At 73.1% G+C, this 26,067-nt stretch carries 25 protein-coding genes; 12 read left to right on the plus strand and 13 right to left on the minus strand.

The genetic code is table 11. The features are described from left to right. Positions 1-11 precede the first annotated feature (11 nt). From AQJ66_RS08690 to AQJ66_RS08705, 4 genes are all read right to left on the minus strand, one after another. Positions 12-1,223 carry a flavin-containing monooxygenase gene (locus AQJ66_RS08690; RefSeq protein WP_061918802.1) on the minus strand — a complete coding sequence of 404 codons (1,212 nt, stop codon included), beginning with the start codon at positions 1,221-1,223 and terminating at the stop codon, positions 12-14. 128 nt (positions 1,224-1,351) lie between these two features. After that, positions 1,352-2,941 (minus strand): subtype B tannase, encoded by a 1,590-nt coding sequence (locus AQJ66_RS08695; RefSeq protein WP_061918804.1) that lies wholly within the window; start codon positions 2,939-2,941, stop codon positions 1,352-1,354. 164 nt (positions 2,942-3,105) lie between these two features. Beyond that, a complete protein-coding gene (locus tag AQJ66_RS08700; protein ID WP_061918806.1) occupies positions 3,106-3,774 on the minus strand; it encodes a pyridoxine/pyridoxamine 5'-phosphate oxidase in 669 nt (222 codons plus the stop codon). Positions 3,775-4,000: 226 nt separating this feature from the next. Continuing rightward, positions 4,001-4,618 carry a LysE family translocator gene (locus AQJ66_RS08705; RefSeq protein WP_061918808.1) on the minus strand — a complete coding sequence of 206 codons (618 nt, stop codon included), beginning with the start codon at positions 4,616-4,618 and terminating at the stop codon, positions 4,001-4,003. A gap of 82 nt (positions 4,619-4,700) precedes the next feature. Between AQJ66_RS08705 and AQJ66_RS08710 the strand changes: the two genes are divergently transcribed. After that, the gene (locus tag AQJ66_RS08710) at positions 4,701-5,153 is read left to right on the plus strand and encodes an Lrp/AsnC family transcriptional regulator (RefSeq protein ID WP_061918810.1); all 453 of its coding nucleotides are present in this window, start codon (positions 4,701-4,703) and stop codon (positions 5,151-5,153) included. A 106-nt stretch (positions 5,154-5,259) separates the two neighbouring features. On the opposite strand, the gene AQJ66_RS08715 is transcribed toward AQJ66_RS08710, so the two are convergent. Next, positions 5,260-5,895: a TetR family transcriptional regulator gene (locus AQJ66_RS08715; protein ID WP_061918812.1), complete on the minus strand. Its 636-nt coding sequence runs from the start codon at positions 5,893-5,895 to the stop codon at positions 5,260-5,262. Positions 5,896-6,188: 293 nt separating this feature from the next. Between AQJ66_RS08715 and kbpA the strand changes: the two genes are divergently transcribed. From kbpA to AQJ66_RS08730, 3 genes are all read left to right on the plus strand, one after another. Beyond that, positions 6,189-6,863, plus strand: a complete 675-nt coding sequence (gene kbpA / locus AQJ66_RS08720; protein WP_061919365.1) for an AfsK-binding protein KbpA — start codon at positions 6,189-6,191, stop codon at positions 6,861-6,863. Between the two features lie 190 nt (positions 6,864-7,053). Next, a complete protein-coding gene (locus tag AQJ66_RS08725) occupies positions 7,054-9,390 on the plus strand; it encodes an outer membrane protein assembly factor BamB family protein (protein WP_061918814.1) in 2,337 nt (778 codons plus the stop codon). A 32-nt stretch (positions 9,391-9,422) separates the two neighbouring features. Next, positions 9,423-9,998: a hypothetical protein gene (locus AQJ66_RS08730; RefSeq protein ID WP_061918816.1), complete on the plus strand. Its 576-nt coding sequence runs from the start codon at positions 9,423-9,425 to the stop codon at positions 9,996-9,998. Between the two features lie 153 nt (positions 9,999-10,151). Here the strand turns inward: AQJ66_RS08730 and afsS are convergent, their stop codons facing one another. From afsS to AQJ66_RS08745, 3 genes are all read right to left on the minus strand, one after another. Then, positions 10,152-10,328: a regulatory protein AfsS gene (afsS, locus tag AQJ66_RS08735; protein WP_061918818.1), complete on the minus strand. Its 177-nt coding sequence runs from the start codon at positions 10,326-10,328 to the stop codon at positions 10,152-10,154. A 197-nt stretch (positions 10,329-10,525) separates the two neighbouring features. Then, positions 10,526-13,504, minus strand: coding sequence for an SARP-family global regulator AfsR (gene afsR, locus AQJ66_RS08740; protein ID WP_079060137.1), 2,979 nt, complete (start codon positions 13,502-13,504; stop codon positions 10,526-10,528). 161 nt (positions 13,505-13,665) lie between these two features. Continuing rightward, positions 13,666-14,061: a nitroreductase/quinone reductase family protein gene (locus AQJ66_RS08745; RefSeq protein ID WP_061918820.1), complete on the minus strand. Its 396-nt coding sequence runs from the start codon at positions 14,059-14,061 to the stop codon at positions 13,666-13,668. Between the two features lie 174 nt (positions 14,062-14,235). Between AQJ66_RS08745 and AQJ66_RS08750 the strand changes: the two genes are divergently transcribed. The 4 genes from AQJ66_RS08750 to AQJ66_RS08765 are packed head-to-tail and all read left to right on the plus strand — an operon-like array spanning position 14,236 to position 17,128. Then, entirely contained in the window at positions 14,236-14,613 is a 378-nt protein-coding gene (locus AQJ66_RS08750; RefSeq protein WP_061918822.1) for a hypothetical protein, read from the plus strand. An 11-nt stretch (positions 14,614-14,624) separates the two neighbouring features. Continuing rightward, the gene (locus AQJ66_RS08755; protein WP_061918824.1) at positions 14,625-16,190 is read left to right on the plus strand and encodes a hypothetical protein; all 1,566 of its coding nucleotides are present in this window, start codon (positions 14,625-14,627) and stop codon (positions 16,188-16,190) included. 10 nt (positions 16,191-16,200) lie between these two features. After that, on the plus strand, positions 16,201-16,668 hold the full coding sequence (locus AQJ66_RS08760; RefSeq protein WP_061918825.1) for a protease inhibitor I42 family protein: 468 nt from the start codon (positions 16,201-16,203) through the stop codon (positions 16,666-16,668). Between the two features lie 52 nt (positions 16,669-16,720). After that, the gene (locus AQJ66_RS08765; protein ID WP_061918827.1) at positions 16,721-17,128 is read left to right on the plus strand and encodes a hypothetical protein; all 408 of its coding nucleotides are present in this window, start codon (positions 16,721-16,723) and stop codon (positions 17,126-17,128) included. Positions 17,129-17,142: 14 nt separating this feature from the next. On the opposite strand, the gene AQJ66_RS08770 is transcribed toward AQJ66_RS08765, so the two are convergent. Further along, positions 17,143-18,642 carry a CehA/McbA family metallohydrolase gene (locus AQJ66_RS08770; RefSeq protein WP_167359152.1) on the minus strand — a complete coding sequence of 500 codons (1,500 nt, stop codon included), beginning with the start codon at positions 18,640-18,642 and terminating at the stop codon, positions 17,143-17,145. Positions 18,643-18,653: 11 nt separating this feature from the next. On the opposite strand from AQJ66_RS08770, the gene AQJ66_RS08775 reads away from it, so the two are divergent. The 3 genes from AQJ66_RS08775 to AQJ66_RS08785 all read left to right on the plus strand — a co-directional run bounded on the left by AQJ66_RS08775 (position 18,654) and on the right by AQJ66_RS08785 (position 22,796). After that, entirely contained in the window at positions 18,654-21,239 is a 2,586-nt protein-coding gene (locus AQJ66_RS08775; RefSeq protein ID WP_061918831.1) for a bifunctional FO biosynthesis protein CofGH, read from the plus strand. Positions 21,240-21,298: 59 nt separating this feature from the next. Continuing rightward, a complete protein-coding gene (locus tag AQJ66_RS08780; protein ID WP_061918833.1) occupies positions 21,299-21,871 on the plus strand; it encodes a hypothetical protein in 573 nt (190 codons plus the stop codon). 196 nt (positions 21,872-22,067) lie between these two features. Further along, the gene (locus AQJ66_RS08785; RefSeq protein WP_061918835.1) at positions 22,068-22,796 is read left to right on the plus strand and encodes a dienelactone hydrolase family protein; all 729 of its coding nucleotides are present in this window, start codon (positions 22,068-22,070) and stop codon (positions 22,794-22,796) included. Between the two features lie 65 nt (positions 22,797-22,861). On the opposite strand, the gene AQJ66_RS08790 is transcribed toward AQJ66_RS08785, so the two are convergent. The 4 genes from AQJ66_RS08790 to AQJ66_RS08805 form a co-directional block, all read right to left on the minus strand. Further along, positions 22,862-23,368: a DUF2165 domain-containing protein gene (locus tag AQJ66_RS08790; RefSeq protein ID WP_061918837.1), complete on the minus strand. Its 507-nt coding sequence runs from the start codon at positions 23,366-23,368 to the stop codon at positions 22,862-22,864. Positions 23,369-23,384: 16 nt separating this feature from the next. Then, on the minus strand, positions 23,385-23,582 hold the full coding sequence (locus AQJ66_RS08795) for a DUF397 domain-containing protein (protein WP_061918839.1): 198 nt from the start codon (positions 23,580-23,582) through the stop codon (positions 23,385-23,387). Then, positions 23,579-24,391: a helix-turn-helix domain-containing protein gene (locus tag AQJ66_RS08800; RefSeq protein ID WP_061918841.1), complete on the minus strand. Its 813-nt coding sequence runs from the start codon at positions 24,389-24,391 to the stop codon at positions 23,579-23,581. The genes AQJ66_RS08795 and AQJ66_RS08800 overlap by 4 nt, the downstream gene beginning before the upstream one ends. Positions 24,392-24,959: 568 nt before the next feature. After that, positions 24,960-25,421, minus strand: a complete 462-nt coding sequence (locus AQJ66_RS08805; RefSeq protein WP_061918843.1) for a hypothetical protein — start codon at positions 25,419-25,421, stop codon at positions 24,960-24,962. A 197-nt stretch (positions 25,422-25,618) separates the two neighbouring features. On the opposite strand from AQJ66_RS08805, the gene AQJ66_RS08810 reads away from it, so the two are divergent. Beyond that, entirely contained in the window at positions 25,619-25,966 is a 348-nt protein-coding gene (locus AQJ66_RS08810) for a DUF6247 family protein (RefSeq protein ID WP_061918845.1), read from the plus strand. Positions 25,967-26,067: the final 101 nt, after the last annotated feature.

A 26,067-nucleotide genomic window follows, 5' to 3' on the forward strand; every position in this document is an offset into this window, starting at 1 on the left:
CACGCGAGGAGTCACGGCCGGTCACGGCTGTCGCGGCCGGACGTCCGGGCCGCCCGCCGTGCCACCGCCTTGGCGATCTTCTGCGCGTCGATCGCCAGCTCCCGCAGCATCCCGCTGATCGGGTTGGTGAACCCGGTGAAGTACAGGCCGGGGGCCTGCGCCGGCGCCCGGCCCCCGTGCACCACGGGCCGGCCGCGCTCGTCCAGCACCCCGAGGTGCCCGACCAGGTCCTCCAGCGCCCGCTCGTACCCGGTGGCCGCGACGACGGCGTCCGGGGAGATCCGGTCGCCGTCGGCGAGGACCACCTTCCCGTCCTCGAACCCCTCGACGGCGGCCACGACCTCCACCCGGCCGGTGCGCACGGCGTCGATCAGGCCGACGTCCTGCACCGGGATCGCCCCTTCCCGGACCCTGCTGTAGAGCCCGGTGCCGGGGCGCGGCAGACCGTGCGCGGACAGGTCCGGCGTGCTGACCTTCGCGAGCGGCCTCGCCAGCCGGTCGACGAGCCGCACGGGCAGCCGCCGCACCAGCACGCCCGTGTACTGGGCCGCCCACCCGGCGGTCGAGCGGCGCACGATGTGCGGGGCGGTGCGCACCGCCAGCCGCACCCGCGCGGCCCCGCCCTCCACCAGGTCGACGGCGATCTCGGCACCGGTGTTGCCGGCGCCGACCACGAGCACGTCCCGGTCCGCGAACGGCCGCGCGTCGCGGTACGCGGACGCGTGCAGGAACTCCCCGCCGTAGCCGTCCAGGCCCGGCCAGCCGGGGACCCGGGGGGTGTGGTTGAAGCCGGTGGCCACGACCACCGCGCTGCCGGTCAGCTCCCGCCCGCCGGAGGCGTGCAGCAGCCAGCCCTCGCCGTCCCCGGACCGCTCGACGCGGAACACCTCCACGCCGGTGACGATCTCCAGCTCGTGGTGCTCGGCGTACTTCTCCAGGTACCTCACCACGTTCTCCCGGGACACCCAGCGCCCGAACCTCCGGGGTATCGCCAGGCCCGGCAGGGCGGACAGGCGCCGGGTGGTGTGCAGGTGCAGCCGGTCGTAGTGGCGCCGCCAGGAGGCGCCCACGTGGTCGGCCTTCTCCAGGACCACCGCCCGTATGCCCCGGGCCCGCAGCGCGTACGCGGCGGCCAGTCCACCGGGACCCCCGCCGATCACGTAGACGGGGCGGTCGGCGGGGGTCGGGGAGAGCTGTACGGAGGTGGGACGGGATGCGGCCATGAGCGCGAGCGTAATCACGCACCAGCTTGATGGGTCTCGGTCAAGACCGGAATTGGTTGCGGATTGATCACGGGTGTGGAAGAAGCGGGCACGAACGGTGCCGTGGCCGGCCCGTATGTGAGGAAGTCCTAGCGGCTCCTGCGGCGGTACCCCGTAACCTCGGCGATCCACGCCACGAAGGCGCCGGGGTCGGTGTTGGCGCCGTGGCCCTCGTCCCAGTAGTAGCGGTGGTCCACCTCGTCGCCCAGCCGGTGCGCCGCGGCGGCGAGGTTGGCGGACACCGTCAGCGAGGTGTCCGAGTCCTTGGTGCCGAGGCGGATCCACCAGTGCTTCGCGCGGTGCGGGTTGGGCTCGTCGACCAGGTGGTACATCGGGTTCATCAGCCGCAGTTTCGCGGGGATGTCGGCCGCGACCCGCCTGCTGCCCAGGCCCGTGGTGTCGTGCCGCGCGCCGTACGCCGTGAAGTGCCGGGCCCCGGTGGTGCCCGCGCCGAACTCGTTGTTCTCGCCGGTCGACAGGTCGAAGGCGTCGAAGGCCGGGGCGGTCTTCTTGCGGGCGCCGACGTGGGTCAGGAAGTCGCTCCAGGAGAAGCGCGCCTTCCCGCCGGCCCAGCCGATGAAGGGGTTGGCCGCCAGGTAGGCGGCCCGGTCGGCGGCGGACAGGCCGGCCAGGTAGGTGGTGGCCGACGGCTCCAGGTACTGCTCGACCAGGTAGGTGTCGTAGGTGCGGGCGGTGAGCGGCCCGAAGCCGTTCAGGCCCGTCAGGCGCAGGGAGGCCTGGTACTCGGCGAACTGCGCGCGCAGCTGCTTCGACACCGCCTGGTCGACGGTACTGCCCGTGGACTGGGTGACGTTGGTGCCCCAGTTCCACTCGTAGGCGGCGTCGGCGTGCTCCAGGTCCGTGATCGGGCACCAGGCGCCGGTCGCGAAGACCGCGTCGGAGGCGTCGGCGGCGCCCAGCTCCTTCAGGTACGGCTCGTAGAGCGGGCTGTCGCCGGACGCGCCCAGCAGCGCGGAGAGCGCACCGCCGGCGCTGGTGCCCGCGGAGACGATGCGGTCGACGTCGCCGGGGATGCGGCCCCTGTTGGACCGCACGTAGCGCACCGCCGCCTTGAGGTCGACGATCGCGGCCGGGGCGGTGCCGTAGTACGTGCCGCCGGAGTCCTTCAGGATGCGGCCGCGGGCTCCGGGCTCGACGACGACGTACCCGGCGGCCAGCGCGAGCCGCTGGTTGGTGTCGAGCGCGCCGCCGGTGGGGTTGGTGCTGCCGTTCGCGCCCGGCGCGGAGGCGGAGGCCGAGGGTGCCGGGCTGCCGGAGGGCGCCCCGCCGCCCGGCATGCCCCCGCCCATGCCCGCACCGCCGATCCCGGTGGCGTCGGCCACCGACGACGGCATGTAGCCGCCGACGGAGTTCGCGAACAGGATCGGCGCGCCGGAGGCGTCCACGGCGGTGCCGTCGATCTCGACCGGGACGCTGACGTTGAGGCTCTGGTACTTCACGTCGACCGGGTCGGCGACGTAGGTGACCGCCTTCCAGAAGTGGTACGTCACGGCGTGGTCCGTGCCGTCGGTGTCCGTGACCGTGGTGGTGAGCCGCGTGTACGCGTCCGGGTCGAAGACCAGCGGGCCCGCGGCCGCCGAGCCACCACCCCCGGCCGCCCGCGCGCCCAGCGCCGTGCCGCCCACCGCCGCCGCACCGGCGGCGGCACCGATGCCCATGACGACGCTCCTGCGCCCAACTGCCCTGTGCTTCACGCTGCTCTGCCTCTCGTCGCACCCGCTCCTGTCCTGACGTCCTGGAACCTAGTTATTCGCCAACAAAATCGTCAACAATTCGGGTCCGATTCACGGCGGATCCACAGCCGCCCGGTGGACGCGCGCTCTCACGGCCACAGCAGCTGCCGCTGCCACCCCCACCCCGTCTTGCGGTACTCCAGGCGTACGTGGCGGCGCTCGGAGTCGCCCTGGAAGAACTCGACCGTCTCGGGGCGGACCCGGTACAGGGTCCAGGTGGGGGACGGCTCGGTCGGGTTCTGGCGGGCTCGGTCCCAGGCCGCCTCCGAGGCGTTCCGCAGCTCCTCCAGCGAGGCCAGGTCCTCGCTCTGCCGGCCGGTCAGCGCGGCGGCCAGCGCGCCGGTGGAGCGTGCCTGCAGGTCCGCCTGGCTGTCGTGGGACGGGGCGGAGGAGACCGGGCCGCGGACCCGGACCTGCCGGCCCAGGACCGGCCAGTAGAAGACCAGGGCGGCGTAGGGGCGGGCGCTCAGGGCGCGGCCCTTGCGGCTGGTGGAGTGGGTGCCGAAGGACCATCCCTCCGCGTCCGCGCCGTGCATCACGACGATCCGGACGTCCGGGTCGCCGTCCTCGTCCGTCGTCGCGAGGGACATCGTGTGCGGCTCCGGCTGCCCGGCGTCCACCGCCTCGGCGAACCAGCTCGTGAACAGGGACAGCGGTGTCGGCGGTGCCGTGTCCGGGTCGAACGGCCGCAGCTCCGTCGTCTCGGGCGACCAGACCCGCAGGGTCCTGAGCAGTTCGTGGAGGTCGGTGAGTGCCATGGGGCGAGTATTACCCGGGGCCCGGCGCGGTAAGGGGCACCGGTATCCCGGCCCGGGGCGAGCGCCCCCGACGAGCGGAACCAGCCCCGCGGTGCCTGGGGGCGACCCTGGGCGGGCGGAGCGCCGTCCCGTGCCCGAACCTCCCGGTCACCGCCCTCCCCGCGCGGCTGCCGTACGGCCTCAGCCGGCAGGAGCAGCCCGGCGGGAGCCCTGAGGCACCGCCCCCCTAGAGCGTCGCCAGGCGCTCGGCCAGCAGGAGCGCGCCGATGCCGAGCATCGCCGCGCCCGAGGTGCGGGTGACCGCGCGGGCCGCCGCCGGGCGGGCCGCGAGCAGGGCTCGGGCGAGCGCGCCGACGGCGAGGTAGACGGCCGCGCAGCAGGCCATGTGGAGCAGCCCGAGGGCGGCGGTCTGCGCGGCCACGGGCAGATGGGCGCCCCGCAGGGTGAGGAACTGGGGGAGCACGGAGAGGTAGAGCAGCAGGCCCTTGGGGTTCAGGCCGCTGATCGTGGCGCCCCGCAGGAAGGGCCGGCCCCCGGCGGACGGCGCCTCCTGCGCGCCCGGTACCGCCGGGCGGCGCAGCACGCCCCAGCCCAGCCACAGCAGGTACCCGGCCCCCGCCACGGTCAGCGCCGTCAGCAGCCGGGGCGAGCCCGCCACCAGGACCGCCAGGCCCGCCGTCGCCAGGACCGTGTGCAGGGCGTACCCGCTGACCAGGCCCGCCACCGCGCGCGGCACGGAGCGGCCGCCCAGCGCGCCGGCGATGACGTACGCCCAGTCGGCGCCCGGCACGCACACCAGCAGCAGGTCCACGGCGAGGAAGGAGAGAAGCAGTCCCGAGTCCATGAGGGGGACATTAGGCGTGAAAGCCCCGAAAGTGTTCCCGAAGTTTGCCCGTGATCGCGCCCAATGAGCAAATATCTTTCTCATGGACGATGTGGACCGGAAAATCCTTGCCGAACTCCAGCAGGACGGGCGGCTGACGGTGACCGAGCTGGCCGCCCGGGTGCGCCTGAGCGTCTCGCCCTGCCACCGCCGGCTGCGCGAGCTGGAGCGCTCCGGTGCCATCGAGGGCTACCGCGCGGTGGTGGACCCGGCCGCGCTCGGGCTGAACTTCGAGGCGCTGGTCTTCGTCTCCATGCGGCAGGAGGACCGGGACACCGTCGCCGAGTTCGAGCGGGCGGTCAGCGGGCTGGAGCACGTCCTGGACGCCCAGCGCCTCTTCGGCGAGCCCGACTACCTGCTCCGGGTGGCCACCGCCGACCTCGCCGCCTTCCAGCGCCTCTACGACGAGCGTCTCGCGACCCTGCCCGGGGTGCAGCGGCTGACCTCGACGCTGGTGATGAAGCACGTGGTGCGGGACCGGCCGCTGCCCGCGTGAAGCGCTTGCGGGCCCCCACAGCGACGCAGGCGGTGGCTCACCGTAGGTGAACCACCGCCTGCCAGACAGGACTTGGACCCGGGAAAAGGGTGGGAGGGGGGAGGATCTATCTGGTCGGCTTCCTGCCGGTCACGCCCAGGTGCACCAACAGGGCCACGTTCGGCTTGAGTTCGGTCTGCTTCACGCCCCAGGACGAGAAGCCCTTCTGGTGGGACGCCACCGCCGCGAGCATCGCGACGAGCGAGCCGGCCACCGCCGCCGGGTTCACGTCCTTGTCGACCCGGCCCTTGGCCTGCAGTTGCGCGATGGCGTCCGCGAGGGAGTTGTTGACCGAGTTCAGGATCTTCATACGGATCTTGTAGAACCGTTTATCCCCTTCGGCGGCGCCGAGGTCGACCACGCGCAGGATCGCGTCGTGCTTGCGCCAGAACTCCAGGAAGCCGTCGACGAGTTCCTGCGCGGTCTGCCAGCCGGCCTTGCCGGCCCAGGTGCGCCCCTCGAGCAGCTCGGTCAACCCGGCGCTGTCGGCCGCCATGTGATCGGCGATCTCCAGTACCGCACCTTCCACGTCCGGAAAGTACTGGTAGAAGGTCGCGGGGGAGGTCCCCGCCTTCCGGGCGACATCGATGACCTTGACGTCCCGGTAGGGGGAGGAGCTGAGCATCTCGCTGAGGCAGTCGAGCAGCTTCTGCCGGGTCGCCTGCCCACGCCGGCCGGCCACACGGCCGTCGACGGTACGCACTTGTCCTGTCATGTCGTCAGCTTACCGACGGGTGATCTGGGCGCGATTCGGCCGACTGCAAATGGGGTGCGGGGGCGCACCGGGCCTGGTGTGGCTGGTCTGCGGGCTGCGCGCGGCCCGGTTACTTTGGCGGCATGGCCGAAAACAGGGCATCCGGGAACGAAGAGATCTCCGGGAGCGAAGAGGTCTCGGGGAACGAAGAGGTCTCGGGGAGCGAAGAGGTCTCCGGGAACGACGGGAACGAAGAGATCTCCGGGGACGCGGAGACCTACGGGGAGGGTGTGCCCTGCTGGGTGGACGCCCAGCTGCCCGACCTCGAGGCGGGCAAGCGGTTCTACGGCGATCTCTTCGGGTGGACCTTCGAGGAGGCGCCCGGCTCCTCCGTGTGGGCCCGGCTCGACGGCGAGCCCGTCGCCGCCCTCGCGCGCAAGGCGGACGGCCGCATGCCCACCGTCTGGACCGTCTACTTCGCCACCCCGGACGCCGAGGCCCTCGGCCGGCGGATCACCGCGGCCGGCGGCCAGCTCGTCGTCCCCCCGTTCCCGGTGGACCGCCTCGGCGCCGCCGCCCTCGCCGCCGACCCCCAGGGCGCGGTGTTCGGCCTGTGGCAGCCGGGCAGCCACCCGGGCTTCGGCCGGCGGCGCGCGCCGGGCACGTTCGCCTGGGCGCAGCTCTACACCCGCGACACCGCCGCCGCCAACGCCTTCTACGGCGATCTCTTCCACGAGGCCCTCTTCGGCACGGGGGCGGCACCCGACTTCGGCCGCGCCGACGTCTGCGAGGTCTTCCCGGCCGAGATGCCCCCGCACTTCCTCGCCCACTTCCGGGTCGCGGACCTGGACGACGCGCTCGGGGCCGTCCAGCGGCTCGGCGGCCGGATCCAGGCTCCGCCTTTTGAGACGTCGTACGGACGAGTGGCCGTCGTCACCGACAATCAAGGGGCCTCGTTCGCGGTGCTCCGGCGCTGAGCATCGGCGGCGCGGCGGGAAATGACCGTATCGAGTACGAGACACCCCGTTTTGCCGTCGGGTTCGCAACCAGCCGCCCGGCCAGGAAGAATCAGGGGTCGTGCCGCCCTGGCGGTGCGGTGGTGAGACGCTGCACTCCGCCCGCGTACCTGAGCGGGTGGCGCGGCTCGTACGGGGAGGTGGCAGGCAAGTGGTGGATCAGCTGACGCAGCACGATCCGCGGCGGATCGGGCCGTTCGAGGTGCTGGGCCGGCTGGGGGCCGGCGGCATGGGGCTGGTCTATCTGGCACGCTCGGCATCCGGCCGGCGCGTGGCGATCAAGACGGTCCGCACGGAGCTGGCCGAGGACCAGCTCTTCCGGGTCCGCTTCACCCGCGAGGTGGAGGCGGCCCGCGCGGTCTCCGGGTTCTACACGGCCGCCGTCGTCGACGCCGACCCGCGCGCCGCCGTGCCGTGGCTCGCGACCGCCTACGTCCCCGCGCCCTCCCTCGAGGAGATAGTGAACGAGTGCGGGCCGCTCCCGGCCCAGGCCGTGCGCTGGCTGGCCGCGGGCGTCGCCGAGGCCCTGCAGTCCATCCACGGCGCCGGCCTGGTCCACCGCGACCTGAAGCCGTCCAACGTCCTCGTCGTCGAGGACGGCCCCCGGGTGATCGACTTCGGCATCGCCTCCGGCGTCTCGAACACCCGCCTGACCATGACGAACGTGGCCGTCGGCACCCCCGCCTACATGTCCCCCGAGCAGGCCAAGGACTCCCGCAGCGTCACCGGCGCCAGCGACGTCTTCTCCCTCGGCTCCATGCTCGTCTTCGCGGCCACCGGCCACCCGCCCTTCCACGGCGCCAACCCGGTCGAGACGGTCTTCATGCTGCTGCGCGAGGGCCCGGACCTCACCGGTCTGCCGGACGAGCTGCGTCCGCTGATCGAGGTCTGCATGCAGATGGAGGCTTCCGGCCGTCCCACCCCGGCCGACCTCCAGGCCCAGCTCGCCCCCCACCTGTTCGGCTCCGGCTCCGACGACAGCGGCACCGCCTCCGCCTGGCTGCCCGAGAAGGCCGTCGCCCTCATCGAGTCCCGCCGCGGCGGCCGCCCGGCCGCGAGACCGGCCCCGGCCGGCCCCCGCAGCGGCGGCCGGCCCGCCGTCCCCCCGCCGCCGTCCTACGACCCCGCCGTCCCCGCCACCGCCCCGGTCGGCGCCCCCGACACCGGCCCGGTCCGGCTGGCCGGCGCCCCGGTGCCCATCGGACCCGGCCCCCGGGTCGCCGACGCCCGCGCCGCCGCCGTCAAGGCGCCCCCGCCGGAGGCCGGACTGGTCGCCGGCTGGACCCGCCCGCGCCCCGGCCTGGGCGGCGCCGACCCCGCCGGGGCGCCCGTCCCGGCCGCGCCCCCGGAGACGGCGAGCGGCTGGCGGCCCTGGCGGTTCCGCATGTCCAACGACGTCTGGGGCACCCCGGCCGTGGACGGCGACCTCGTCTACGTCACCTCCTTCGAGGTGCACGCCCTGGACGTGGCCACCGGCCGCCGCCGCTTCAAGACGCGCGACGTGGCCTGGTCGATGGCCGTCGCGGACGGCCGTGTCCACGCCTCCGACGGCCCCACCCTGTTCGCTCTCGACGCCCGCGAGGGCGGTGACCTGTGGCGGCTGTCCACCGACGCCTGGGTGTACTCCCTGCACGCCGACCACGGCACCGTCGTCACCGGCACCCGCGGCGGCGGCGTCCAGGCCTGGGAGGCCGCCAACGGCCAGAAGCTGTGGGAGATCAGCGGCTGCCAGACGGACTTCGAGTCCCCCGAGTCCGGCCCCGCCGTCCATGACGGCACCGTCTACGTCTGGCAGGACGCCCGGCTGCGCGCGCTGGAGGCCCGCACCGGCGAGGAGCGCTGGTCGTACCCGGTCGGCGACGCGGCCTCCTGCGGCGGCGTCCCGGTCCGCATCACCCCGGCGCCCGACGGCTACGTCTACGTCTGCGCCGGCACCCGGGTCCTCGCCATCGACGTCGCCAGCGGCCTGGTGCGCTGGCACTTCGAGGCGCCCGCGGTGTTCCTGTGCCCGCCCGCCTTCGCCCCGGGCCCTGCCGTCACCGGCGGCGGCGTCTACCTCGCCGACTACCTCGGCACCGTCTACGCCCTCGACGCCACCGACGGCCGCGACCGCTGGCGCATCGCCACGGAGGCCCGCTCCTCGATAGAGCCGGTCCTGGTGGCCGCCGGGCACGTCCACGTCGGCAGCGGCAAGGGCCTCTACACCCTGGACGCCGTCACCGGCACCCCCAAGTGGCGCTTCCAGGCGGGCGGCGACGTCGTGGGCGCCCCCGTCGTCGCGGAGGGCCGGATCCACTTCGGCTCCACCGACCACCTGCTCTACACCCTGAAGTCCGACGACGGCCGGCTGCGCTGGAAGCTCGCCACGGGTGGCGAGATCACCGGCTCCCCGGTCGTCAAGGACGGCGTCGTCTACGCCTGCAGCAAGGACCGCTGTGTGTACGCGCTGGACGCGGAGAAGGGAACGGGGACGGCACGCACGACCTGAGCCGGTGCCCTCCGGGTGGATAGGCTGACGACATGCATGGACGGACGCGCACGCTCAGGTTCACGGCCGTACTGACCTTCGTGGTGCTCAGCCTCACGGGCTTCTCGACCGGACGGCACCACAGCCGCCACGGCGGCCACGGAAGCGGCGGCGGGTGCAGCAGTTCCCGCCAGGACCACGACAGTTCGTCGTCGTCCACGTCGGGAGCCGGATCGTACGGCGACTCGGACGACGACGGCTACGGCAGCAGCGGCACGAGCGGCGGCACCGGCGGAAGCACGTACACGCGGCGCCCGACCCACCGGGCCACCCCCACCCCTTCCGGCGGCACCGCCAAGCCGCTGCGGGACGGCCGCGCGACCCTGGTCGGCTGCGCGAGCGAGAAGAAGCCGTACGCCACCGTCGAGATCACCAACCCCAACGACCGCAAGGCCGGCTTCAGCACCGACGTCTCCTTCCGCGACCAGGACGACGACGAGGTCGAGTCCGGCCACGCGTACGTCACCGTGCCGGCGAAGGGCAGGGCGACGGCCCGCGTGGAGGTCCCCTCGGGCAGCACGGCCCTGATCGACCACTGCAAGGTGGAGCCGACGGCCCGCCCGGAATGACCACGGGGCTCACCGGACCCGGAACACGATGAGGGGCGGGCGCCTGCGCCCGCCCCTCATCGGTGACTTGGGGGCCCACCCCCGCAACACACATCGGCCGCGACGGCTCCCCCTCCGCGCCGCCGCGGCCGATCCCCCGTCGGGAGGTGAGGCTTACAGGGCCGGCGGAGCCGGCATGTGGCTGTCGAGCGTGGTGATCGTGTCGTCCTTCGGCGGGGCCGGCATGTGGCTGTCGAGGGTCGTGACGGTGTCGTCCTTCGGCGGGGCCGGCATGTGGCTGTCGAGGGTGGTGACGTCGTCCGCGATCTTGGGCTCTTCGGCGTTGCTCATGAAAACTCCCCTGTGACAGTGCTGTGGGGAACGCCCGCTCGGCAACTCCCCCGCGGGTCGTCGAACGGGCGTTCCGGGGCGCTCACTTTAGCCGTGGGCTCCCACAGGATCCGCCTGCGTCCCCCCGCCGTGACGGATCGATGACTCGATGGTGACAGTCCCTCATAAACGTTCGATGAACGCCGCTGTGGACCTGGTCAGAGCAGGGCGGCCGAGGGAAGAAGGCGGCGCAGCCGGTCGGCCTCGGGTGAGCCCGCGCTCTCGTGGATGGCGAGGGCCTCGCGCCAACAGGCCCTGGCCCGGTCCGTCTGCCCCAGGCTCTCCAGGGACTGTCCCAGCAGCGTGAGGATGTTCGCGCGCATCCACTCACCACCCATGGAGCCGGTCGTCAGCGCTTGCTCGGCATGCTGTGCGGCCTGGGCCGACCGCCCGGCGGACAGGTGGACCTGGGCGATGCGGAAATGGGTGGTGCCCTCCCAGAGGCGCTGCCTGTTCACGCCGAACGTGCTCAGTGCCGCGGTGAGCTGCTCCAGGGCCTCGTCGTGGCGTCCTCCGTGTCCGAGCGCGATCCCCAGTGCGTACCGGGCGTTGGCCAGCCGGAACGTGAGCCCGAGTTCGTCGTAGATGGCGATGCCCTCACGCACCAGCTCGATGGCGGTGGAGACACGCTCCAGCGAGACGAGGACCCGGGACAGGTTGCACAGGGCGCTGGCCTCTCCCGGGCGGTTGCCGTCGGCCCTGAACGCCTGGATCGCCTCGCGCAGGTGGGTCTCGCTGACGGCGCGCCGGTTCAGGCAGTTGGCGATGATGCCCTGTTCGTTGTGGGCGTTTCCACAGGTCCAGGGATCCCCCGTGCTGCGGCCGAGTTCGATGGCCCGCTCCGTCTCGGCACCGGCCTCCTCGAAACGGCCCGCGTGGCTGAGGACTTGGGCGAGGGTGGTCCGTGCTCTTCCCTCCGCGTGGGCGTCTCCCAGAGCGGTCGCGGCGTCCCGGGCGGCCTGCGTCACGACTCCGTAGCGCAGTGCGCTCGCTCCGGACTCGGCCAAGTCCTTGGACGCGAGGAGGAGATCGACCGCCTTGCGCAGGGTCGGCGCGGCCAGTGACTGCTGGACGCAGGCGAGGATGCAGGCCGCTTCCGCGTGCAGCCAGTCCAGGGCACGGGCGTCGTCCGTGAACTCCTGGCCGGGATGCCGGGTCACCTCCAGGTGATCCACCGTCCGGTCCCCCGGCCGCTCGATCGCGTACACCCGCGCCGCCGTCGCCAGATAGAAGTCCAGCAGCCGCGACATCGCCGCCTCCCGCTCGCTCGGCGGCTGCTCGTCGCGTTCCGCGCAGGCGCGGGCGTAGAGGCGGACCAGGTCGTGGAAGCGGTAGCGGCCCGGTGCCGCCGATTCCAGCAGGGAGGTGTCGACCAGGGACTCCAGGAGGTCCTCCGTCTCCTCCGGAGGGAGGTCGAGGACGGCCGCCGCCGCCGCCAGGGAGATGTCGGGGCCGTCGGCCAGGCCCAGCAGGCGGAAGGCGCGGGCCTGGGCCGGTTCCAGCTGGCCGTAGCCGAGTTCGAAGGTGGCCTTGACCGCGAGGTCGCCGGCCTGGAGTTCGTCCAGCCGGCGCCGCTCGTCCGCCAGCTTGGCCGCCAGGACGGACACCGTCCAGGTGCGGCGGGACGCCAGCCGGGAGGCGGCGATGCGGATCGCGAGGGGGAGGAAGCCGCAGGCCGCCACCACGTCGAGCGCGGCCTCGCGCTCCGCCGCCACCCGCTCCTCGCCGACGATCTTGGTGAAGAGGGCCAGCGCCTCGTCCGGGGACATCACGTCCAGGTCGACCAGGTGGGCGCCCGCCAGGTCCACCATGCGCACCCGGGACGTCACCAGCGCCGCGCACCCCTCCGTGCCCGGCAGCAGGGGCCGCACCTGCGCGGCGTCCTTGGCGTTGTCCAGCAGGACCAGGACCCGGCGGCCGTCCAGGACGGAGCGGTACAGGGCCGCCCGTTCCTCCAGCGAGTCGGGGATCGCCGAGTCCGCCGTGCCGAGCGCGCGCAGGAAGGAGCCGAGGACCGTCTCCGGCTCCGCCGCCCGCGGGCCGGCGCCCTGGAGGTCCACGTAGAGCTGGCCGTCGGGGAAGGCCGGGCGGGCCCGGTGGGCGACGTGGACGGCCAGCGTCGTCTTGCCCACGCCGCCGATCCCCGCCAGCGCCGAGACCGCCATGACCCGGCTCTCCGGGCCGTCCGGCTCCGAGGCGGAGGACAGCACGTCGCTCAGCTCGGAGACGAAGGCGTCCCGGCCCGTGAAGTCCGGCACGGACGCCGGGAGCTGCGCCGGGCGGACGGGCACCACCGTCGGCTCCGCGACCGGGGCGGAGGGCTCAGCGAGCGCCGGGTCCGCCTGGAGGATCCGCTGCTGCAGCTCCCGCAGGCCCGGCCGGGGGTCCACGCCGAGTTCCTCGGCGAGGAGGCGGCGGGTGTCGGCGTAGACGGCGAGCGCCTCGGCCTGCCGGCCGCTGCGGTACAGCGCCAGCATCAGCAGCTCGCGCAGGCGCTCCCGGAGGGGGTGGGCCGCGGTCAGGGCCGTCAGTTCGGAGACCGCCTCCGCGTGGCAGCCCTGCTCCAGGTCCATGTCCAGGCGGGATTCCAGCAGGCCGAGGCGCCACTCCTCCAGGCGGGCCCGCTGCGCCTCGGCGTACGGGCCGGGGACGCCCGCCAGCGGCTCCCCGTCCCACAGCGCCAGCGCCCGGTTCAGGGCCTCCCGCGCGTGGGAGAGGTCCCCGCCGCCGCGGGCCTTCTCCGCCTGGGCCGCGAGTTCCTGCGCCACCGCCAGGTCCAGCGCGCCCTCGCGCGGCGTCCGCACCGCGTAGCCGCCCGACTCGCTGACCAGGACCCCGGCGTCCAGGACCTTGCGCAGGCGGGAGGCGTACGTGCGCACCGCCGCCAGCGCCTGGGACGGCGGCTCGGTGCCCCACAGGGCGTCGATCAGCTCCGCCGCCGTCGCCGTGCGGCCCTCGCGCAGCAGCAGGGCCGCCAGCAGGGCGCGCTGCTGCGGGGAGCCGGTCGCCAGCGCCTCCTCGCCGCGCCAGGCCCGCACCGGACCGAGCACGCTGAAGCGCAACGCCGCCGGCTCCGCCACGACACTGGCCGCGGAGCCGGAACGCCGCTGCTCAGGTACTCGCGGCCCACCGTCCATGCGTTCGCCCCCCTAGGCATACGAACAACCCCGCCAGTTTGCCTTGTTCGGGGCAGTTGCGTCAGCCGTGGGAGACGCCGATCACAGACCTGTGCACCTCGTTTCACACGGTCCTCACACACCGGGCGGTGGCGAGCCTCACGCCCGCGGTGTCCGCGCGCTCACCCGTCCAGGTCGATCCGCACCGTCAGCAGGTCCGCGCCGAACGCCCGTACCGCCGCGCTGTTGAAGCGGGGCAGGGTGCGCAGCCGGGCCACCGGGTCGTCGTCGGGCAGGAGATGGGCGGTGCCGTGGTGCCAGCGGCCCGCGATGCGGACGCGGACGCGCGGGTCGGCCTCGATGTTGCGGACGTACTGCGACTTGTGGCCGAACTCCGACACCAGCCAGAAGGAGCCGCCGACCCGGCGCCCGCCCACCGGGGTGGTGCGGGGCAGCCCGGAGCTGCGGCCGGTGGTCTCCAGGAGCGTCTGGAACGGCAGCCGCCGGTTGAGCGGGTTGGCGATGTGCCGCTGGAAGGCGGTCACCAGGCGCTGCTTGCGGTCTGCGGGGGCTGGCATCTCGGTCGCTCTCCTCGTCTGGCGGCACGGCTCCGGCGGCGCGGCTCCGTCGGCACGGCGTGGCGGCGGGGAGGGTGTGCCGGACCGGTGCGGGGCGTGTGACCCTCGAACCGTCCGCCGGCTGTCGCGTGTTAGCCTCCCCCGCGGTCGTGATCACCGCAACGGGGGAGTTCGATGGGCGCGTCTTCGGACGGCTACACGGTCAGGTCCGGGATGTCCGGGCAGGCCAAGGAACTGGACGCCGCGGGCGACGACGCGGGCAAGATACGCGAGGCGATCCAGCCCGGCATGTGCTACGTGGACGACGTGCTCGGCGGTCCGGAGGCCGCCGCGGCGTTCAACGCGTACGCCGCCGCCTGGGAGGCGGAGGCCAAGGCCCTGGAGTCGGCGCTGCACGAACTGGCCGACAAGGTGCGGCTGTCGAAGAGCGCGTACCACGGCAGCGACAGCCTCGTCGGCACGAGCGCCCACGGTGTGGCCGTCGGGGAGAGCCACCTCACCGGCACCCGGCCCGCCCAGGCCGGCCGCCCGTCGGCACTGGCCGGTTACTGAGGGGGCGGACGATGACGGGGTCCACGGGCGACCGCCGCAAGCGGCTGGGCGAGCTGTGCGGGACCATAGCCTCCGCCGGCAGCAAGAACGACCTGATCGACGCCATCAACGACGCGCTCGCCGTCTCCGCCCCGGTCGGCAGCACGGCGACGCTGGAGTCCCTGGCCAAGCTGTACCAGAAGCAGGACGTCTGGGACCTCAGCAAGCGCATCGAGCGGGTGGCCAAGAAGGGCCTGCCGGACGTCTGGGCCGGGAACACGAGTGTCCTCGCCTCGGACGCGGTGGCCGCCGCCCGGCGGGCCGCCAACGCGTTGAGCCGGGCCTTCGACGGCGGCGGACTGGCGCTGCTCACCTTCGCCGACGCCCTCAAGGACGCCCAGACCCAGGACAGCGACGGGCGGCAGACGCTGCGCGACGCACTCGGGACCCTCGGCGGCAAGGACGGCTGGTTCGACGACCTCTACGAGGACGACGTCGAGGAGTCCGTCCGGTTGCAGGCCCGTTCCCTCGCCGCCATAGGCGTCGGCGACATGCACAGGGCCGCGATCGCCGCCGACGACGCCGCCCACGCCGTCGCCAGGGACCTGAACAAGTGGGTCGCCGAGGCGCGCCTGAGCAAGATGGGCACGGGCAGCCTGACCGCCGTCGACAAGCTGCTGCTGGCCGAGACCAGCGCCGTCGACGGCGACCCCGTGACGAACGAGCTGCTCACCGCGCACGACCTGGAGCGGGCCGGCCGGCGCATGGACGGGCTGAGCGCCGCGGACCGGGCCGCCGTGGACGGGATGCTGGCCGGGTCGGGCAGCCCGCAGGAGCGGGCGTACCTGATGAAGGCCCTGGCCGCCGGGCACAGCGTGGCGGAGATCGAGCGGTTCCAGGGCAAGATCCAGGGCCACGACCCGGAGTGGCTGCGCCGGCACCTCACGCCGGTCGTCACCGCCCTGGACAGCATGCAGAACGAGGGCCTGGCCTCCGACGGCTCCAACAACAACAAGGACTACGTCACCTTCGACGGGCAGCGGTGGATCCAGGGCGGCGACGGCTCGGAGGGCACCTGCGTGGCCTCGTCCACCGTCACCGCCCGTGCCATCGTCGACCCCCTCTACGCCCTCGGCCTCACCGGCGGCCCCAGCGGGCAGGAGGACGACCCCGACGCCTTCAAGCGGCGCCTGGTGGCCGAGCAGCACCGGCTGCACACCGAGGGCGACGGCGGTGACCACTGGGAGGGCATGGGCCCCGACGGGCAGGAGCACATCGCGGACTCCACCATCGGCGCCGCCACCGGCGACGACTACCAGCGCCGCGACCTGGACGGCGCCGACGACCGCAGGGCGGCGCTGACCGACGTCGAGAAGGCGGTCGCGGACGGCCGCCCGGTCCCCGTCGACGTCCAGGGCAAGGACGGCGCCCACGCGATGACCATCATCGCCCAGCAGGGCGACATGCTGCAGGTCTACAACCCCTGGGGCTCGACGACCTGGGTCAGCGAGAACGACTTCATCAACGGACACATGGGCAAGGCAGCGGACAGTGGACTCAGCGACGCGTACAGCGTGTACCTCCCTACGGCGAAGTAGGCGGAGCCTCTTGCGCCGCGGCAGGGCGGCGGGCGGCGCCGTCGCGGCGGTCGCGCTGCTCGCGCTCGTCGCGGGCTGCGGGTCGGGCACCGACGAGCCCGCCCCCGTCGCGCACCCCACCGACCAGCCCCGCATCGCGGCGAAGGTCGGGCAGCGCTTCACGCTGACCGTCCACCAGAACGCCTCCACCCGTGAGCACTGGTACCTGTCCGACCCCCGGCCCGACGCCGGCGTGGTCCGCGAGCGCGGGCAGCACAGCGCCTCGGACTCCGGCGACGAGCACGTGGCCGGCGGCGGCAGCAGCCTCACCTTCACCTTCGAGGCCACCGGCAGGGGCAGCACCGGGATCGTGCTGACCCACTGCACGTTCGCCACCACCTGCGACGAGGCGGGCGGCGGCACCCCGGCCCCTTCGCCGACCGGGCCGGTCCGGCAGTCCGCACCGAAGCGCGTCACCTACACCGTCACCGTCCGCTGAGCCGGCCGGCACCACCGACGACCGGCACCACCGACACCGGAACGTGAACCCCGTGACGAACCCCGTCCCGCAGCCCCCGGACCGCACCGACGACGAGCTGGCGGAGCTCGACGTCCCGACCTTGCTCCGCTACGGCCTCACCGCGCCCCCCGGCCCCCGCCGCACCGCCCTGTTCGGCGACGGCGCGGCGGGCGCGGCGGTGCTGCTCGACCGCCTCGGCACCCAGCCGCGCTCGGTGGCCTTCCTCGCCGACGTCGTCCGGGCCGGCGGCCTCGCCTACGCCGCCGGGCTCGCCGAGCCGCTGCCGCGGCCGGAGGCCACGGCCGTCGTACGCGACTGGCTGGCGGCCGGCACCGAGCTCGCGGCCGGTGTCCCCGCCGACGACACCGCCGCCCGCTGGCTGCGTGCCGTGGCGACGCTCATCGAGGTCCGGCAGCGGACGAGGGCCGCACGGAGCTGACGGCCCCGCGCGGCTCACGCCCCGCCGGCCGCCCCGAGGAAGACCGGATTGGTGAACGCGGCCATCGCCCCGGGCACCGGCCCGAGCGCCGTCTCGTGCCGCAACTCCGCGCGCACGTAGGCCGCGCGGGCCGCCGTCGTCGACCACCGCACCACCCCCGCCCCCGACACGGGCAGCGGACCGCCGCGCAGCACCACGCCCTGGTCGGTGACCAGACGCGCCGAGCAGCGCGGGGCGCCCGAGACGTCCAGCCGGACGGTCACCGGCGTGCCCGCGTCCACGGTCAACCGCTCCCCGGGACCGGCCCGTTCGCCGCTGTCGGCGCTGACGGTGAGGTCCAGGGCGACGGCCTTCGACTCCGCCACGTACGACCGCCCCGCCCGCAGCCCCGCCAGGACGGCCCGCCGGCTCAGTTCCTCGGCGAGGACGACGGTCTGCGGATGCCCGACGACGTCCGGGGCCCGGTGGGCGTCACTGCCGCCCATGGCCGGCAGCCACGCCCCGTCGCCGCGCACCGAGGCGGCGAGCATGCCGTCCCAGGCCGCCAGCGCCACCTCGTCGTCGGGCGTCCACACCCCGTTCCACACCTCCACCGCGTCCGCCTCGGCGAACCCGAACTTCCAGGAGCACCCCAGGCAGTCGGCGTACGGATGGGCCGGTACGACCAGACCGCCGCCGCGCCGGATCTCCCGCGCGGCGTGTGCCCAGCGCCCGTCCCGGGCCCGGTACCGCCAGTCGACGAAAGTGCCCGGATCGGTGCCGACGGCCAGCACGTGGCCGTTCCTGGTGGTGACCTCCTCGCCCAGCAGCACCAGCAGGTCGCCGCCCGCCGCGTCGGCCCAATGAGCGTGCGAGGCAAAGGTGTTGTGATCGGAGCTGTTCACGAAGTCCAGCCCGGCCGCACGCGCCGCCGCGGCGATCCCGGCCGGGGTGCGGCGCCCGTCGGAGTGCCAGGAGTGCAGATGGCAGTCGCCCCGGTACCAGTCCCGCCCCCGGCCCGGCACCCGTTCGGGCGGATACACCGGCGCGGGCGCCTCACCGGCCGCTCCGGGGACGAGCGTGACGGTCACCTCGTACGACAGCCCCTGCGGGGCCACGGTGTAGGGGCCCAGGACGACGTACCAGGTGCCGGGGTTCAGCGGCCCCGGCAGGTACCCGGGCGTCGCGTCGTCAGTCCGCACGAAGAACCCTCCCCGGGCCCCTCCGGACCAGCCCCTGAACCCCGCTCCGCCGGCCTCGGCACCCCGCTCGTCGAAGAGCCCGATGTCGAGCGCGTTGCCGGGGGTGCCGGCGGGGACGGAAGGCCTGTCGTAGGTGTAGGACACCTTCAACTCGGCTGTCCCGGACGGGACTTCGAAGGGAAGGTGGACGTAGTCCGGGCAGCCGGGCGGGAGAGTGCCGCGCAGGGTCGTCACCCGGTCCACGGTAGGCGCCCCGGCGGCGGGCGGCCAGCCGCACGGCCAGGCACACCGGCCCCCGGGACGCCCCCGGCCGTGCCGGACCGGCGGAGTCATATCCTCGGGGGATGACCACTTCCGCGACCTCCGGAACCGGCCCCACCGAGAACTCCATGCGTCGCGCCCTCAAACGTGCCCGGGACGGCGTCGCCCTCGACGTCTCCGAGGCCGCGGTGCTGCTCCAGGCGCGCGGCGAGGCCCTGACCGACCTCGCCGCGTCCGCCGCCCGGGTGCGCGACGCGGGCCTGGAACAGGCGGGCCGCCCCGGCGTCATCACCTACTCCAAGAGCGTCTTCGTCCCCCTCACCCGGCTGTGCCGGGACAAGTGCCACTACTGCACGTTCGTCACCGTCCCCGGCAAGCTGCGCCGCGCCGGACACGGGATGTTCATGTCCCCGGACGAGGTGCTGGACATCGCCCGCAAGGGCGCCGCCCTCGGCTGCAAGGAAGCGCTGATCACCCTCGGCGACAAGCCCGAGGACCGGTGGCCGGAAGCGCGCGAGTGGCTCGACGCGCACGGCTACGACGACACGATCGCCTACGTCCGCGCCGTCTCCATCCGCATCCTGGAGGAGACCGGCCTGCTGCCCCACCTGAACCCCGGCGTCATGACCTGGACCGACTTCCAGCGCCTGAAGCCCGTCGCGCCCTCCATGGGCATGATGCTGGAGACCACCGCGACCCGCCTGTGGTCCGAGCCCGGCGGACCGCACCACGGCTCCCCGGACAAGGAACCGGCCGTACGGCTGCGCGTCCTGGAGGACGCCGGCCGCTCCTCCGTCCCCTTCACCTCCGGCCTGCTCATCGGCATCGGCGAGAACTTCGAGGAGCGCGCGGAGTCCCTCTTCGCCCTGCGCAAGGTCGCCCGCGCCTACCACGGCATCCAGGAACTCATCATCCAGAACTTCCGCGCCAAGCCGGACACGGCGATGCGCGGCATGCCGGACGCCGAGCTCGACGACCTGGTCGCCACGGTGGCCGTGGCCCGGCACATCATGGGCCCGGGCGCCTGCCTGCAGGCCCCGCCGAACCTGGTCGACTCCGAGTACGAGCGGCTGATCGGCGCGGGCATCGACGACTGGGGCGGGGTCTCCCCGCTCACCATCGACCACGTCAACCCCGAACGCCCCTGGCCGCAGATCGAGGAACTGGCCGAGAAGTCCCGGGCCGCGGGCTTCGAACTGCGCGAACGCCTCTGCGTCTACCCCGAGTTCGTCCGCCGCGGCGAACCCTGGCTGGACCCGCGCCTGCGCCCGCACGTGGCGGCCCTCGCCGACCCGGAGACCGGACTCGCGCGCCCGGACGCGGTGGTCGAGGGACACCCGTGGCAGGAGCCGGAGGAGGCCTTCGTCCCCACCGGCCGCACGGACCTGCACCGCACGATCGACACCGAGGGCCGCACGGGCGACCGCCGCGAGGACTTCGACGAGGTCTACGGCGACTGGGCGGCCCTGCGCGAGGCGGCGGCACCCGGCATGGCGCCCGAGCGCATCGACACGGACGTACGCCAGGCCCTGCGCACGGCGGCCGACGACCCGACGCGGCTCACCGACGCCGAGGCCCTGGCCCTGCTGCACGCGGACGGCCCGGCACTGGACGCGCTGTGCCGGGTGGCCGACGACGTGCGCAGGTCCGCCGTCGGCGACGACGTGACGTACATCGTCACCCGCAACATCAACTTCACCAACGTCTGCTACACCGGCTGCCGCTTCTGCGCCTTCGCCCAGCGCCGCACCGACGCCGACGCCTACACCCTCTCCCTGGACCAGGTCGCCGACCGCGCCCAGCAGGCCTGGGACGTGGGCGCGGTCGAGGTCTGCATGCAGGGCGGCATCCACCCCGACCTGCCCGGCACCGCCTACTTCGACATCGCGCGGGCGGTGAAGGAGCGGGTCCCCGGCATGCACGTGCACGCCTTCTCGCCCATGGAGGTCGTGAACGGCGCCACGCGCACCGGCCTGTCGATCCGCGAGTGGCTGTCCGCCGCCAAGGACGCCGGCCTGGACTCCGTCCCCGGCACCGCCGCGGAGATCCTGGACGACGAGGTCCGCTGGATCCTGACCAAGGGCAAGCTGCCCGCGGCGACCTGGACCGAGGTGATCAGGACGGCCCACGAGCTGGGCATCCGCTCGTCCTCGACGATGATGTACGGCCACGTGGACCAGCCCCGCCACTGGCTGGGCCACCTGCGCACCCTCGCCGGGATCCAGCGCGAGACCGGCGGCTTCACCGAGTTCGTCACCCTGCCCTTCATCCACACCAACGCACCGGTGTACCTCGCGGGCATCGCACGGCCCGGCCCCTCCCTGCGGGACAACCGGGCGGTCACCGCGATGGCCCGCCTCCTCCTGCACCCCTGGATCCCCAACATCCAGACGAGCTGGGTCAAACTGGGCACCGAGGGGGCGGCGGAGATGCTGCGCTCGGGCGCGAACGACCTGGGCGGGACCCTGATGGAGGAGACGATCTCCCGCATGGCGGGCTCCTCCTACGGCTCCTACAAGTCCATCCGGGACCTGGTGGCGGTCGCCGAGGCGGCCGGCCGCCCGGCCAAGCCCCGGACGACCCTGTACGGCGAGGTCCCCGAGGAGCGGCGGCGGGCGGCGGAGGCGTCCGACGGGCACCTGCCGGAACTGCTGCCGGTCCTGGACTGAGTACGATGATCCGACCCCGGTGCCGAGTCGGGGACTCGTAGCGGAGGAGATGCGTACCCGTGGCTGGCCGACTGCTGCCCTCATGGGCCTGGGTCTCCGGACTGACGGTGGGAGCGACCGCCGCCGTCGTCGCCCTCGCCGTCCAGGCGGAGCACGGGCCGCATCCCACGGCCGCGACGGCCGGGCCCCGCGCGTCGGCGTCGGCGTCGCCGCGCCCGCACGCCTCCGCGGACCCGAAGCCCTCGGCGCCGCCGGCCCTGCCCGACGGCTCCGGAACGGGCCGCCGGATCGTCTACTCCGTCGGCGAGAAGCGGGTGTGGCTGGTCGACGCGACCGGCCACGCGACCCGTACCTTCCCGGTGTGGCCGGGCACGGTGAACCCGCAGCCCGGCCGCTACTCGGTCACCCTGCGCATCCAGTCCCTGAAGGGCTCGGACGGCGTCGAGATCGAGCACGTCATGTACTTCACCAAGGTGGAGGGCGTGAACATAGCCTTCTCCAACGCCCTCGACGGCTCCTCGCCCCCGCCCGCAGGCGGCCAGAAGCTGGGCGGCATCCGCATGCACAAGCAGGACGGGGCCGCCCTGTGGTCGTTCGGCGACACGGGCTCCAAGGTGTCCGTCGTCCAGTAGCGGCGCCCCGCCGGGCACGGCCGGGAAAACCCGCTGGCGGACCACGGCGACCACTGCTACTTTTCCGGTGGCCGTGCGAGAGAACGAGGAGGTGGTACCCGTGAACGTATCGACATGGGTGCTCTCCTCAGGAGTCACGGTCGGGCGATAGGTCGTCCGGGAGCGCCGTTCCAGCGCACTCCCGAAAGGCACGACCATGCGCTTCACTTCCGAACAGCGCCTTGACGAAGGCGTCGTCGAGCGCGAGTTCACCCTCGGCGAGATCCCCGGCACCCTGTGGACGCCTGAATCCGCCGCTGATCCCGCTCCGCTGATCCTGATGGCCCACAACAACGGCCTGCCCAAGGCGGACCCCCGGCTGGTGGCCCGGGCCCGGTACACCGCGGCGCGCGGCTACGCGGTGGCCACCATCGACGCCGCCGGGTGCGGTGACCGCCCCCGTTCCGCCGCTCACGAGCAGGCCCGTGCCGACCTCCGGCGGGCGATGCAGGCCGGCGAGCCGGTCGACGAGCTCTTCGAGTCCCTCATCGGCCCGCTGGTCGAGAACGCGGTCCCGGAATGGCGGACCACTCTGGACGCCCTCCTGGAGCTGCCCGGGGTCCGCGGCCCGGTCGGGTACTCCGGGGGGTGGACCGCCCTCGGCATCCGGCTGGCGGTGGCCGAGCCGCGCATCGCGGCCGCCGGCTTCTTCGCCGGTGGCTACGTGCCCCGCGCCCAGCGCGAAGAGGCCCGTCAGGTCACCGTTCCGCTGCTGTTCCTGCTGCAGTGGGACGACGAAGGGAACCCCCGGCAGCGGGCTCTGGACCTGTTCGACGCCTTCGGCAGCAAGGAGAAGACGCTGCACGCCAACCTGGGCGGCCACACCGGCACCCCGTGGTTCGAGCTGGAGGACGGCACCCGGTTCTTCGACCGGCACCTGAAGTAGGACCGGGCCGCCAGGCCGGCGCCGCCCTGTGGTCCATCGGTGTACGGACCACAGGGCGGCCGTCGTCATGTGGCGTCGCCCCGCCGGGCGGGCAGCAGGTTGACGATCAGCGCGAGCCCGGTCAGCACGAGCACCCGGGTCGCCGCCTCCAGCCCGTTCCAGGTCTTCGACTGCCACATGGCGAACCACTCCCCGCCGATGGCGATGAACCCGGCACCGAAGAGCAGCACGAGCATCAGCAGCCCGTAGGTGGAGAACCGCCGGGCACGGTCCTGATCCCGCCGCGCCCACAGGTACGTCCCCGCTATCAGCACCAGGGCCGCCACCGTCTCCCACACGATGATCGCCACGTAGGCGGTGTCCTGAAGTCCCGTACTGGTGATCGCCCGCCACATCAGGTGGTCGTCCTTGAACGTCGTGTCCATCGCCAGCACATGCCGCACGAACTGCTGGTTGGTCCCGAAGTCGGTGATGTTCCCGAGGGCGACCAGGGCGATGTAGAGGGCGAGGACGCCGGTCAGGACCCCGGCGGCGAGACTGAGGCCGTTGTGGCGTGTGGGGGTGGTGGTCATGGCGGAATTCTTCCCGCTACGACCTGCCCTCCGCCGCACGCATTGCGCCAACAAAGTCCAGCCAGGAGGCGGGAGTCACGGCGAGCCGGGCGCCGTCTCTGTTCTTGGAGTCGCGGATGTGGACGGTTGCGGGGGTTATCGCCACCTCGACGCAGTCGGGGCCGTCAGCGCTGCTGTGGCTGCTCTTGAACCACTCCAGCGGCGTGGGGTTCATGTCTCTGCTCCCAGCACTTTCTCGATGAAGGTCAGTGACTCTCGGGGCGAAAGGGCCTGCGCTCGGATCATCCCATAGCGCATTTCGAGGATCTGTACCTCGCGGGGATCGCTGATCACGCGGCTGTGCAACTGCACCTCCAGGTGTCCAAGTGTCTTGCCACCACGGAGTTTCAGCAGCCGAATGGGTCCGCTGAGCCCGGCATGGTCGTCGCGATCCGTGGGCATCACCTGAATCGCGACGTGCGGCAACCTGCCCACCTCCAGTAGGTGTTCGAGTTGTCTGCGCAGAACCGGCCTGCCACCGACGGGCCTGAGCAGCGTCACCTCCTCCTGGACGAACGTGATCAGCGGCCGGGGCACTCGGTCGAAGACGGTCTTCCGCGCCATGCGTGCGGCGACCAGTCGCTCGATCTCCTCCTCGGTGTACGCCGGTCGCCGCAACGTGTACACCGCCTGGGCGTACTCGGGGGTCTGCAGCAGTCCATGGATGTGATGGCTGACGTACGCCCCCATCTCCACGGCCTCGTCCTCCAGCTTGGCCAGGTCCCGCACGTTCTTCGGATAGCGGGCCTTCTCCACGTCGACCTTCATGGCCGACAACTTGCCGCCGGCGCCCAGCGCTTGGTCGGCGTTGTCCAAGAACTCCGGCTGGGGAACCCGCCGCCCCCGCTCCACCGCCGAGACGAGATCCTCCCCGTACCCGATGGCGGCCCCCAGCTCCGGCTGCGTGAGGCCGGCCGCCTCCCGCCACACCTTGACCTGCCGCCCGACGGCCCTGAGAACGGCCTCGGCCTCCTCGTCCTCCATGCTCACCCTCCGTGTCGATCTCGTCACCGCAGAGAGTGGGGGTGGGCTACTGTTCCGGCGGGTGCTTCCTCGACCTGTCGACTGGAATGGCTACACGGGAGCCGTCTTCCCGCCGTCACCGGCACGCTGAACACCCACGTCGACCGTCATTCCCCGGCGATCGTCCACGTCGGTCCGAGGGCCGCACACGAGGGCCGCACAGGGGGCCAGGAGGGAAATTACTCGGTGTCCTTGGGGTGGCGGGTGGATGCGCACACGAGGTGAACCGTGCGGCGTGCTTCGTCGACGAGGTAGCGCACGCGACCGCTTGCCGTCACCTCGTACTCCCACTGGGGGTAATCACGGCCGCCGAGATTCCCCGTGGCAAGTCGGCCACGGAGTCGGTGTTGACGGTCCGGGTCCGCTCGGAAAAGCGGATCCCTGCGGAGCGCCTCGAAGCAGCGGCGGGTGTTTCCCGGTGCCTCCGCACCCAGTTCTCCCCAGCCTTTCGCCGCCTCGTTCGTGGCGAATCGCAGGCGCCACTCCTCTCCGACCGGCGGTGGGGCGACGTCGTCGCCGCGTTTCGGGGTCACGGAGCGGTCACCTCGCCGTGGTCTTCGTCCGGCAGCCGGCGGGTGAGACGGGCGGTGAGCTCCGGGTCGGCGAGGATGCGTGCCGTCGCGCGCCATTCGACGACGACCCGGTGCAGGTTGCCGTGAACGTCCAGATCGGCCACGTCATGAGTGGCGTCGATGAGTTCTGTCACGAACTGCTTCAGCTCGTCCGCCGACAGGTGTCGGACCCATGGGAAGACCGTCGGGAGGGCGTGCTGTATGGCTCTTTCGCCGGCGTCGCTGCGGACGAGGGCGCCGAGCAGGCGGGCCGTGATGTCCGCCGTCTCCTCCCGCTGCTGGTCATGGCGCGCCGTCGTCAGGTAGAGGTCCTCGCCGTCCCTACGGGTGATGTGCACACGCTGCGTACGGTCGAGTGTCTCGGCGACTCGCTTCGAGTTCTTCGAAAGTTCGGAGAAGGCAACCGTGGGTGTGGACATGACTCGACGGTACTTCGGAACACATTCCGAAGTCAATCCGATCCACTCCCCGTACAGGGCCGCTGCCGCTACCGCCGGCCATCCGTGGCCACCGCATGAGCCTGGACGCGGGACCGACGGCGAGCGCTACGTCAGCGCCGTACCGCAGGCTCCACCGGTACCGTACGAGGACCGAGCCACCCGCACCGGAGGTCACCGTGAGCGCTCAGACCGACGGCCCGTACGGACCGCTGATCCCCATGCCCGAGCTCACGCCGGACGCGCTCCGCGCGGCGGTCGCGCGTATCGCTCCGAGCAAGGTCCCGGCTCTGACGCAGCACCTCTTCGAAGCCACGACGAACGCGCAGCAGACCCAGAGCCTCGCGCCGCTGCGAGCCTTCGTTCACTCGTGGGCGGTGTTCGTGGCCATCGAGCGGCACCCCGAACGAGCGGCACGACTGCGAGAGCTTGAGCGGGTCGTCGATGCGGGGGAGCAGGACCCGGAGGCGGCCATCGCGGAGATCCGCGCGATTCGCGAGACGGCCGAGGCGGAGGCCGGCCTGTGACGGACCGGGCCTGACCGGCCGATCGACCGCGAGGGCGGACTGCGCGCGTACGACATCCTCGGCGGACGCGGCTTCGTCGGCTTCCTCGCCACGCCAGACCA

The sequence above is a fragment of the Streptomyces bungoensis genome (assembly GCF_001514215.1).
Lineage (GTDB): Bacteria > Actinomycetota > Actinomycetes > Streptomycetales > Streptomycetaceae > Streptomyces > Streptomyces bungoensis.

Coding starts and splice junctions, on each gene's coding strand:
- AQJ66_RS08690 (WP_061918802.1), bottom strand. CDS start 1,223: ATGGCCGCATCCCGTCCCACCTCCGTACAGCTCTCCCCGACCCCCGCC.
- AQJ66_RS08695 (WP_061918804.1), bottom strand. CDS start 2,941: ATGGGCATCGGTGCCGCCGCCGGTGCGGCGGCGGTGGGCGGCACGGCG.
- AQJ66_RS08700 (WP_061918806.1), bottom strand. CDS start 3,774: ATGGCACTCACCGACCTCCACGAACTGCTCAGGACCCTGCGGGTCTGG.
- AQJ66_RS08705 (WP_061918808.1), bottom strand. CDS start 4,618: ATGGACTCGGGACTGCTTCTCTCCTTCCTCGCCGTGGACCTGCTGCTG.
- AQJ66_RS08710 (WP_061918810.1), top strand. CDS start 4,701: ATGGACGATGTGGACCGGAAAATCCTTGCCGAACTCCAGCAGGACGGG.
- AQJ66_RS08730 (WP_061918816.1), top strand. CDS start 9,423: ATGCATGGACGGACGCGCACGCTCAGGTTCACGGCCGTACTGACCTTC.
- afsS (WP_061918818.1), bottom strand. CDS start 10,328: ATGAGCAACGCCGAAGAGCCCAAGATCGCGGACGACGTCACCACCCTC.
- afsR (WP_079060137.1), bottom strand. CDS start 13,504: ATGGACGGTGGGCCGCGAGTACCTGAGCAGCGGCGTTCCGGCTCCGCG.
- AQJ66_RS08745 (WP_061918820.1), bottom strand. CDS start 14,061: ATGCCAGCCCCCGCAGACCGCAAGCAGCGCCTGGTGACCGCCTTCCAG.
- AQJ66_RS08750 (WP_061918822.1), top strand. CDS start 14,236: ATGGGCGCGTCTTCGGACGGCTACACGGTCAGGTCCGGGATGTCCGGG.
- AQJ66_RS08755 (WP_061918824.1), top strand. CDS start 14,625: ATGACGGGGTCCACGGGCGACCGCCGCAAGCGGCTGGGCGAGCTGTGC.
- AQJ66_RS08770 (WP_167359152.1), bottom strand. CDS start 18,642: ATGACTCCGCCGGTCCGGCACGGCCGGGGGCGTCCCGGGGGCCGGTGT.
- AQJ66_RS08775 (WP_061918831.1), top strand. CDS start 18,654: ATGACCACTTCCGCGACCTCCGGAACCGGCCCCACCGAGAACTCCATG.
- AQJ66_RS08785 (WP_061918835.1), top strand. CDS start 22,068: ATGCGCTTCACTTCCGAACAGCGCCTTGACGAAGGCGTCGTCGAGCGC.
- AQJ66_RS08790 (WP_061918837.1), bottom strand. CDS start 23,368: ATGACCACCACCCCCACACGCCACAACGGCCTCAGTCTCGCCGCCGGG.
- AQJ66_RS08795 (WP_061918839.1), bottom strand. CDS start 23,582: ATGAACCCCACGCCGCTGGAGTGGTTCAAGAGCAGCCACAGCAGCGCT.
- AQJ66_RS08800 (WP_061918841.1), bottom strand. CDS start 24,391: ATGGAGGACGAGGAGGCCGAGGCCGTTCTCAGGGCCGTCGGGCGGCAG.
- AQJ66_RS08805 (WP_061918843.1), bottom strand. CDS start 25,421: ATGTCCACACCCACGGTTGCCTTCTCCGAACTTTCGAAGAACTCGAAG.